Annotated in this window: 6 protein-coding genes; 2 read left to right on the top strand and 4 right to left on the bottom strand. The window is 39.9% G+C overall.

Going from position 1 to position 10,208, the window contains the following annotated elements:
* Positions 1–360: 360 nt before the first annotated feature.
* The 3 genes from SOP96_RS04965 to SOP96_RS04955 all read right to left on the bottom strand — a co-directional run bounded on the left by SOP96_RS04965 (position 361) and on the right by SOP96_RS04955 (position 5,262).
* The gene (locus SOP96_RS04965; RefSeq protein ID WP_326319939.1) at positions 361–846 is read right to left on the bottom strand and encodes a hypothetical protein; all 486 of its coding nucleotides are present in this window, start codon (positions 844–846) and stop codon (positions 361–363) included.
* A 138-nt stretch (positions 847–984) separates the two neighbouring features.
* A complete protein-coding gene (locus tag SOP96_RS04960; RefSeq protein ID WP_326319938.1) occupies positions 985–4,335 on the bottom strand; it encodes a hypothetical protein in 3,351 nt (1,116 codons plus the stop codon).
* Between the two features lie 180 nt (positions 4,336–4,515).
* The gene (locus tag SOP96_RS04955; RefSeq protein ID WP_326319937.1) at positions 4,516–5,262 is read right to left on the bottom strand and encodes a hypothetical protein; all 747 of its coding nucleotides are present in this window, start codon (positions 5,260–5,262) and stop codon (positions 4,516–4,518) included.
* A gap of 544 nt (positions 5,263–5,806) precedes the next feature.
* On the opposite strand from SOP96_RS04955, the gene SOP96_RS04950 reads away from it, so the two are divergent.
* Positions 5,807–8,089 carry an FUSC family protein gene (locus SOP96_RS04950; protein WP_326319936.1) on the top strand — a complete coding sequence of 761 codons (2,283 nt, stop codon included), beginning with the start codon at positions 5,807–5,809 and terminating at the stop codon, positions 8,087–8,089.
* Here the strand turns inward: SOP96_RS04950 and SOP96_RS04945 are convergent.
* Positions 8,070–8,684 carry a 4'-phosphopantetheinyl transferase family protein gene (locus SOP96_RS04945; RefSeq protein WP_326319935.1) on the bottom strand — a complete coding sequence of 205 codons (615 nt, stop codon included), beginning with the start codon at positions 8,682–8,684 and terminating at the stop codon, positions 8,070–8,072. The genes SOP96_RS04950 and SOP96_RS04945 overlap by 20 nt on opposite strands.
* Before the next feature lie 179 nt (positions 8,685–8,863).
* On the opposite strand from SOP96_RS04945, the gene ahcY reads away from it, so the two are divergent.
* A complete protein-coding gene (ahcY, locus tag SOP96_RS04940; RefSeq protein WP_169232684.1) occupies positions 8,864–10,177 on the top strand; it encodes an adenosylhomocysteinase in 1,314 nt (437 codons plus the stop codon).
* Positions 10,178–10,208 lie beyond the last annotated feature (31 nt).

Below are 10,208 nucleotides of genomic sequence, written 5' to 3'. Positions count from 1 at the left end.
GCGCGGCTAAGCCGCGCCGCACGAAACCTGAAAATGAGCTCAGACAGTTGCTGCGATCAGGGCTAAGTGTAACAGCCTTTATAAAACTCCGGGACTTCGAATAAAAGTAAAACAAAATTACCGGCATATCCTTCCTTGTCTCAATAAGCGGATGATTGCAGGCATTCGTAATAAAAAACCGATGAAGCAATCAATAAATCGTATGCAAATAAAAACATCAAATCAGATAATCTGATTTGATGTTTATCAATTGTGTTAGGAATCTTGCTTTCTTCACTGCGTTACGAAAAAACACTCGAATCGACGAATCAAATATTTCAAAATGCAACGAGTCTTATCAATCATTCCGATAGGTAATATTTAGTAGAAATTCCACTTCACTCCGTCGTACACGGCAACGGCCTTTGCCGCAGGATCCCATACTGCAAGCCCTTTTACCCCCGTTAGGGATCGCTGGTCTATCAGCGGGGCCTGCGGTAATACCAAAGCACGGCTGGAAGATTCTATGATAAGAGCGCCCGTAGAACTGCTGGAACTTGCTCCTATAATTACTCCCCCGGTATCAGCCCCCGTGGGGGCACCCCCCGTCTGTCCTCCCGCTGTGGCAGTGCTCCATGTATTATTGGCGTAATAACGGAAGCTCCCTGTAGCCGTATCGAAAACAAGGCTCCCGTTTGAGGCTGCCATCGCAGAAGCATCCGTTACCAAAGGAAGCCGGATTCCCCTTACCTCGGTACCGAATTCTAACCCTACGGAACTGTTGGTAACGGTGGACTTTCCTATCGCAACCTGGGACTTAAACACACCGGCGATGGAAAGCAATGCTAAGATTATTATATTCTTCATTGTTTATTGGATTTATTGTAAACATGAACTGCAGCTTTCTTTTCTTTAAAACAAAGTGTATAATAGGCGGTTCATGTCCTGTTTTTTTAAACAGGAGCCGTACAAAGCACAGCTCCTGAATGTTAATAAGTATAAGCTTTAGTTACAGAATCTGTTAAGCGCAGGATCTGTACTGTAATCTCCTAATCTTCTCCAGATGGTGCCGGTGTACACTTTCATCGTGTTATCGCTCAGATCATAAATGATCATCCCTTCAAGCGGCGTTACAATCGCTGCCGTACTGGCTACACGGCTTACCACCAATCCTTTGGCGTTGGAGTTGATCTCCAGATAGGTATTAGGCTGGGTAGGCTGCCAGGATGAAGAAGGGATGGTATTGATCCCGGCTTTCACATTGGTAAGGTCGCCTGAAGATAAGCCCAGGTCTTTTTTAGCCAGCGTGAAATAGGATACATTGTTGTCCCTGAAATTAACACTTGCATCAATGGTGTTGCCGGTGCGGGTTACCGCTTTGTACACTACGTTTGAGGTAAAGCCTGCATTGTCGCTGATGATCAGGTAATATCGCTCATTTCCGCTAAGGGCAGGCAAGGAAGCCGCATCAAAACGCAGGTTAACACAGCTGATTCCTCCCGTATCCTGAACTTTCCAGCGCCTGCCCATTGCCTCGGTAGTGCTGAAAGTAGCTCCGGAAGCAGAAATCGAAGTGCCCGTAAAGGCATAAGCACCTGTGGTTTCACCCAGTACCAAAGACTGAAGGTTTGTTCCAATGGCAGCATGGGTGCTGTTTTCATTGGTGAAGTTGGTGTCGGTGGATACCGTCAGTACGCTGCCGCTGTTTACCGATTTGGATATCCGCTGGTGTAATGCAGAAGCATCATCCCTCGCTATTCCGAATATATTGTTCTGGTAGGTGGCGTCTGCTGCCCAGATCGTATTACCAGAACTGTTTAAATAGCTAAAAGGCAATGCCGTATTCCCCAATGTCGTCCCAAACTTGATAGAAAGGTATGATTGAACTCTTGCACGTTCCGTAGCACTTAACGAGCGGTTATAGTAGATCTGATCACCAAGTTGTCCCCCAAAAGCATATCCCTGCGCATAACCAATTCCCAACGGGCTTCCTACAGAAGTTGTTGTTGAAACATTAATGCTTCCGGTTGAGACAGCATTTAAGTCTACATTGTTTTTATTGGTTACCGCAGGATCCCACCAGCCGCTTGCAACAAAAGCATTACCCCGTGTTAAACTACCGGATGCTGTTACTGCGGAGTTACCGACACCGGTACCGCTGCTATCTCCCCATACATATAACAAGCCCCAGTTGCTACCGGATATATTGGTGGTAGACATTACCCATCCACTAGCCCAGCTTCCTCCATTGGTTTTCGAGATTAGCGGAGCAAAATCATTCCAGGAGGTTGACTGAACCCCTGCTCCGAAAACACTCATCCCGTTGACTGCACTAGGATCATAAAGACCGATATTGCTATCGGTAGCCGGAAGCTCAAAACCATTATAAGTACTGGTCGGCATATTGACAACCCTATTAAAGTTCAGTGCTGTCTGAATAGACAATGTCGTATTGGTATTCTTTCTCGGAATCACCACATTATTTACCCTATCTGTCCATGTTGATATATTGGCATCATTATTAATTCCCGCATCAGGATTCATCCATAGCGTAAGACCGTTTGACACCCCTCCAGGAGCGGTAATTAAACCGGCAAAAGTGAAGAAAGGCTGTGTTAATGTAGTAACATCTACTGTAGCGGTATAATACTGCACACTGCCTATGGTTTCCAGTGTCATCAGGGTTCGGGTATCTGTACCATCAAATGTGGCATCGCTACTGGTTACCAGGCTAAGCTGCCCGATACTTCCAATCTGGCTTGCCGGCAGGGCAACTTTCACCGTGCCTACCGTTCCCGTTTTCTGCATTTTCCAGATGCGGGCCATCCTGTTATTCAATCCTCCAAATACAAAGGAAGTGGCAAAAGAAGTGCTTCCCGTATCAGAGCCCCAAACCAAAGCAGATAAATCTGCACTGAAGTTGTTGGTGTTATTGGCATTGGTATCGGTAATGTTTCCGTTTCCGATGACCGGCTGCAATCCGCTGTTCACACTTTGGGATTGCTTTTGGTGTAATGCCGAAGCATCATCCCTGGCAATACCGGCCACATTATTGTGATAGGTATTGTTTGTAGTTCCATTCCAAACGGTAGTTCCGGCTGAATTCAAATAATTATATGTACCTGTTGCATCAGAACCTCCAGTGCCACTGCGTAAGGTAATACCCCATTTAATACCAAGATAACTTTCAATTTTTGCTCGGTTATTTGCAGTTGTAGTAATGTCATCATTATACATAATAACTTCTGCAATATCACCCTTCCAGTAATATCCAGCCTCCACAAACCCAACAGTAACAGGTTGTGAATTGGTTACCGTTTCTGTAGTACCAGAAGATTGTGCTGAAGTACTTCCATTAATGGCAAGGAAGTTTCCGTTTGAAACTGCTCCGTTGCTATATCCAAAAGCCATGAACGGATTATTGGCAGTAATAGTGTTAATACCATACCATGCAGGGAGTACTCCTGACCAATCTCCTGTTCCAAATGCAAATGACGTGTAAGGAGTAGTACCATTACCTGCAATACCCCATCCATCGTTCCATCCGCTATTCGTTCTTTTGCCCACAAGTGCATTGTAAGCATCATCAGCAGGCGTATTTGCCACCGCAATTAAAGCCATTTTATTAGACCCATTTTGGTTTAGTAAAGCATTGTGAGGTATTGAGTAATACTGAGAACTTCCATTGAAGGTTGCAATAGGGTTGAAGTTTTGTTTACCTGTAATTGTTGGTGAACCAGTACCTGTTGCATTAAAAGCATTTCCGCTTTGATCGTTCCAAGAAGAGGCAGATAATCCCGCATCACCTTTAAGCCATAGAGAAGCTCCGGCTACCCCCCCTGGGGCTTGAAAACTATAATAGGCATCGCCTTCAGTCCATGTGGCTTGTATTCCTAAACTTGTTCTGGCGACACGGTTATTGGCTGCAGCCAGAGTTCCACCGGTTGTGTTAACATATATTACATAATTCACCACTGTTCCGGCCGCCTGCTGGGGTATTTTACCAGCCCAGACTCTGTTGGGGTTGCTGAATACAGCAAATGACATATTGACTACCGTTCCATTGGTTTTGGTAGGTATTGTTCCGTTGGTGGTATAGACCAGATAAAAGGTATATCCGGTGGTATCCACTAAATAGCTGACAAAAATATCCGTCCCGCTGGTTCCCGTGGGAAGCAATGCAAGGGACTGGGCATTGGTTACCGAGGCATTCTGCCTCTGGTCAGGCGCTGCAGAATAAACATTCCACGGTGCCGTATTCGGCGTAGCCGGTAAAACCGTGCCGGGATTATGCCCCTGTGCTAATGCTTGTACACTTAGCAAAAGAGCAAAAATTAAATAAATATATTTTTTCATTGTTGTTATGTGTATTGTAAGAATTTGTTTTCTTCACTTGCTTTTATTCAGAATAAAGCGTATGCTTTTATTAAAACAATACATGATCTATAGGGAAATGCATCTGCAAAGCACAAGATTTTGATGAAATCTTATGTTATAAAACAGAAAAACCATGATCTACAGATTCTGATAAAAGACTTAACAATGAAAAGGTGGCGGCCTTATGCCTCCTGCGCCTATGCAGTTTGATGAAAACGCAGAGAAGAGAAAGTAATAATTTTCAGGAATATATTCATCAGGCTGCCCTGCTGAAATATACTGTATTTGCTGATAATATATTAAATTCTGATGATGATTTCCCGGAGCTGCGCATACAGCCTGCCCTGATACAGAAATATAATGTACCGCATTTTGTTCGGGAAAAGCAGAGATAGATTTACGGGAAGTTAAAGAGTTGCCGGTAACATTTTTTTTGCGGACTGATTTATTTTCGGCGATAGATCTTTTTTGTGGAAGAGAAGCAGCCGTTTCTTTTTTTGCTATTCTGTTAATTGATTTTTGATTGATACCAGATAAGGGTATATCCGCAGCAATATATATATATTCTTCTCCTATAACTCCTGTAAAGGTTGTAAGCCCAGTACTGCGATTCTTATCTGTTTGCACTGTGCTGTCTTCCTGTTTATAGTTTAGGGTAATTACTGTCCCTTCCTGAACGTACACGGCTGGATTCTCTACAGAAAAGGACTGACCAAAAGAGAGTATTGAAAAAACAATAAATAAAAAGCATATTACCCTTCCGGAAAAACGAAAGGGCAAATGCTCTTTTTTTATCATCATTTGTGTTCTCATTATTTGGATGTTATCGTTAATGTATCGTTGCCGTAAAAGCTTAATCGCTATTACTTGAAGGCGCCATAACATAACTTTTTTAAATAGTCCCAACAAGACTATTTCTTGACACAAAATTAAACAAATTTTTCCAACATAATAATAAATAATATACTGAAAATCAACATTTTATTTAATAATAAATAAAAGTTTTTATGTTTATTTTTTTACTAAAAAAAACAATTATTATAAAATAATTAATAAAAATAACGCATTAAAATTATAGCATTTCTTATCAGTCTTTTTGCAAAATTTTATTTGTTGAACAGTAAAACAGTAACAAGTAACTCCATGAATCTTTAATACAGTTAATATATATTTCGGATATGTTTTTTTCGTTGTATAAGAAAAATATCAAATAAGGAAAAAATTTCTGATCCCGTAATAATTATTATTTATCAGCTTATTACATACTTTTTTTCAATCTTCATTTGATACGAGCATGATTTTATTTCTTTATAAATTTCAGTTTTAACGATATTGGTATGAATGATGTATAAAATTTACATACCTGTGATAATATGAAATTTTAAAAAAAATTCATATTTCTGTTACCAACTAAAACCGGCAATTCACATTTAACGCTTATTTTTGTAGTATGAACTATTCTGCGGAGCTCAAAAAATTTGTTACCAGCCAATATGTTTATTCTGCCATCAGGATTACGCTGGCTACCGTGCTTCCGTGTCTCGTTCTCGCCCATTTTGGTATTCTTAAAGAGTATTTCCTCTTCCCTCTCGGAACAAGCTTTGTGGCACTTACGGATCAGCCGGGCCCTTTTATTAGACGCAGAAATGCCTTAACATTTGCTATTATCTGTTTCGTATTTGTTGCTTTGATAGCAAGTCTTGTTATGAATATTAAAATCCTGGTCTTTGCTGAAATCATTGTATTCGGAATGTTTTTTTCGCTGATCGGAGTATACGGACAGAGGCTTGCAGCAGTGGGCTCATTATCATTGGTTGTTCTTGCTATTTTTATTGACGGACATTTAACCGGTGCCAATATTTTCAAAAGCCTTCTGATTTTTGCTTCAGGATGTATCTGGTTTTTGCTGATATTTTTAATTGTGACTACCATTCAGCCGTATAAGCTGGCAAGCCAGATGATTGGTGAAAATTATCTTCAGCTGGCAGAATTCTTGAAGATTAAAGCCAATTATTACCAGAAAAACCCGGATTTCGACAAGCTGACCACGCAGGTTATTGCCAAGCAGATTGAAATAAAAAACCTTCAGGAAGAAACCCGTGAAACCGTTTTTAAGACAAGAACCATTGTAAACGAATCTACCACAACGAGCCGACTTTTAATGCTGATGTTCCTGAATTCAATGGATCTTCATGAAAAGCTGATGACTTCAGAAAGTGATTACCAGAAGTTGCAGGAAATTTTTGAAGATACCACGATTTTAGTAAAAATTCACGATTACCTCAACCTCCTTTCCGAGGAGATTACCAATATCGGAATATCACTTCAGCTCGGTACGAGGGCTAAGCCTATTTCCAATCTTGAAGAAGAACTAAAGTATCTGAATAATGACTATTTCGAGCTGAGAAACAAACGCATTTCGCCGGATAACTTTGAAAATTTCATGATTCTGAGACAGATCCTCATGCGTATTAATGAGATTACAAAAGAAATCAATGAAATTTATAAAGTTTTCTCACAAAATGTAAAGCTGGCGAAAAGTCTTTCTACTGGACTAGACCTGAAAAAGTTTATGCCTAATGAAGAAAAACTCAATATTAAAGTTTTAAGAAACAATGTTTCTCTTTCCTCATCCCATTTCAGGCATGCGCTCAGGATTACGATTGCATTATTGATCGGATATCTCTTTTCTCTTTTTCAATTTCTCGGAATCGGGCATACGTACTGGATTTTGATTACGATTGTGGCGATCTTAAAACCCGCTTACTCTATTACCAAGAAAAGAAACCTGCTGAGGTTGTACGGCACTATTGCCGGGGCAGTAATTGCGTATGCCATTCTTCATTATATTCAGGTGAACGAACTGCTCTTTGCCATACTCTTAATCAGTATGATTATGTGCTTCAGCTTTCTGAAAGGCAAATATTTCTGGGCTGTTTTATTCATGACGATTTACGTGTTCCTGAGTTTCAATTTTCTGAGCCCGGGAAACGTCAATATCATTTTCAGAGACAGGATTGTAGATACGATTGTTGCAGCGGTGATAACCTCACTCGTAGCCTATGTTGTGCTTCCTGTTTGGGAACATACGCAGAATCTCGACTTAATGAAAAAATCGGCAGAATGCAATCTGATTTATTTTCAGAGTGTAATTTCAAAATTCCTTGAAGAAGATTTCGATATTGAAGATTATAAGGTTAAACGAAAAAATGCGATTATTTCGCTGGCCAATCTCTCCGATAATTTCCAGAGAATGATTTCCGAACCTAAAAATCAGCAGAAAAAGCTGGAAGTTGTACACCAGTTTGTGGCTACATCCCATCTTATTACAGCCTACACAGCCTCCCTTTCTCAATATGTAAAGGATGATGAAAAATATCCGGAAATAGATGCAGAAGGATGGAGCCGTAAAATTGAAGCGGAAATGCAAAAAGTCTGCAACCTTTTAAACGGAGATCAAATAACGGAAACCCTGAATATGGAAAGCCGGATCGAGCCGGAAGATTCTTCCCTTGATGATCTGATTATGAAAAGAAAAATACAGCTCACGGAAAATGAAACCTATGATCTGAGAGATCCTGATAAAATATCGCACCTTACGGAGCTTAAAAACATTCACGATATTCTTGAATTAATTTATGACGTTGCTAAAGAACAGCGAAAAGTTATCGAAAAATATCAGAATGAGGCCGAAAATAAAGAAATTCAGAAGATCATTCCTCAACAATCGTAAAGCAATATTCGTCGAAAAACTCTACTCTTGCTTTGAATTCGTCAGACATCATATCATCATGCACCCTGCATTTGATATTGTGAAGATGCTTCAGCTCAAAAGGTCTTACTTCATAATGCTTTTTGAGAGACCAGTGTTTGGAATGATGGATTTTATACATGCTTTCCTTTACGCTCCAGATAATGGTATAAAATGTTACTTCATTATCAAATGGGATAAAACCTCTTTCGTTTTCATACGTGAATTTATCAATTACCCTCAGAATTTTAGGATTGAATTTCTCAATATCAATTCCAATTTTGTTCTTGGAAATGGCTATAGCTGCAAAAGGAAAAGAATGGGTGATAGAAATTTCGGCATCTTTAGGAGAGAGAAAAGGCTCTCTTTCCTTGTATAAAATTTTAGAGTTTGGTTTAAGGCCTTTCAGAAGTTTTCGGACCATTAAAACTTCAAGCAATTTTTTGGGATGATAATCTTTTACTTTTTCTGCATTTTCAGGTTCCAGAAGCATGCTGATATCAAGATCTTCCGTTTCATCGTATTTCCATACGAGAATTGTGGCATTGTCATCAGAAAAGTCGCGATAAAGTGGCATTGATTAATTTATTGGCGTAAAATTAATGAAAATTTTTGCTCCAAAACCAGCCTGAAAATGGAATTCAAAATGAATATGATATTTTACAGTAACCTTGAGGTTCGAAAGGTGAAGTTTTTATATCTTAATTATTAGTTGTAATTTTGCATATCATTGAATTTAAACTTATTCATTTACATATGAGTACTACAACACAATATCTTCCTTACAAAGTTAAGGATATCTCCCTTGCAGAATGGGGAAGAAAAGAAATTAATCTTGCAGAAGCTGAAATGCCCGGCCTTATGGCAATCCGTGAAGAATACGGACCTTCTCAGCCGCTAAAAGGAGCAAGAATCGCAGGATGTCTTCACATGACCATCCAGACTGCCGTGCTTATTGAAACACTGGTTGCTTTAGGAGCTGAAGTTACCTGGTCTTCCTGTAATATTTTCTCTACCCAGGATCATGCTGCTGCGGCTATTGCTGCTGCCGGGATTCCCGTATATGCGTGGAAAGGGATGAATGCAGAAGAATTCGACTGGTGCATTGAGCAGACTTTATTTTTCGGGGAAGACAGAAAACCGTTAAACATGATTTTGGATGACGGCGGAGATTTAACAAATATGGTTTTTGATAAATATCCTGAACTCACTAAAGAAATCAAAGGCCTTTCCGAAGAAACCACAACAGGTGTACACAGACTGTACGAGAGAATGAAGAACGGAACTTTGGTAATGCCTGCCATCAACGTAAATGATTCTGTAACGAAATCTAAATTTGATAACAAATACGGATGTAAAGAATCTGCAGTAGATGCCGTAAGAAGAGCAACTGATATCATGCTTGCCGGAAAAAGAGTGGTTGTTTGCGGATATGGAGACGTGGGTAAAGGTACTGCTGCCTCTTTCAGAGGAGCAGGATCAATCGTTACCGTAACTGAAATCGATCCGATCTGTGCGCTTCAGGCTGCTATGGACGGCTACGAAGTAAAAAGATTAGATACTGTGGTGGATAACGCAGATATTGTAATCACAACTACAGGTAACTTTAATATTGTAAGAAAAGAACATTTCTTAAAATTAAAAGATAAAGCGATCGTTTGTAACATCGGGCACTTCGATAACGAGATTGACATGGCTTGGTTAAACGAAAACTATGGTCATACAAAATCTGAAGTAAAACCTCAGGTGGACATCTACACTATTGAAGGCAAAGAAGTAATCATTCTTGCGGAAGGAAGATTGGTAAACTTAGGATGTGCAACAGGACACCCAAGTTTCGTAATGTCAAACTCTTTCTCTAACCAGACACTGGCTCAGATCGAACTTTGGAACAATTCTGCTGCTTACAAAAATGAAGTGTATATGCTTCCGAAGCACCTTGATGAAAAAGTGGCTGCGCTTCACCTTAAGAAATTAAGTGTTGAGCTGGAAACTCTTTCTCAGGAACAGGCCGATTACATAGGGGTAAATGTTGAAGGGCCTTTTAAACCTGAATATTACAGATATTAATAAGCTCATCGCTTTTAGATATTGAAACTCT

The organism is Chryseobacterium salviniae, from assembly GCF_035819015.1.
In the GTDB taxonomy this organism is placed as follows: Bacteria; Bacteroidota; Bacteroidia; order Flavobacteriales; family Weeksellaceae; genus Chryseobacterium; species Chryseobacterium salviniae.
Note: the sequence above shows the minus strand (reverse complement) of the source record. Positions and strands in the feature narration are given on the sequence as shown.

Bases quoted from the DNA above. Each gene is read 5' to 3' on its own strand.
- SOP96_RS04945 (WP_326319935.1), bottom strand. From the start codon at position 8,684: ATGCCACTTTATCGCGACTTTTCTGATGACAATGCCACAATTCTCGTA.
- ahcY (WP_169232684.1), top strand. From the start codon at position 8,864: ATGAGTACTACAACACAATATCTTCCTTACAAAGTTAAGGATATCTCC.
- SOP96_RS04960 (WP_326319938.1), bottom strand. From the start codon at position 4,335: ATGAAAAAATATATTTATTTAATTTTTGCTCTTTTGCTAAGTGTACAA.
- SOP96_RS04965 (WP_326319939.1), bottom strand. From the start codon at position 846: ATGAAGAATATAATAATCTTAGCATTGCTTTCCATCGCCGGTGTGTTT.
- SOP96_RS04950 (WP_326319936.1), top strand. From the start codon at position 5,807: ATGAACTATTCTGCGGAGCTCAAAAAATTTGTTACCAGCCAATATGTT.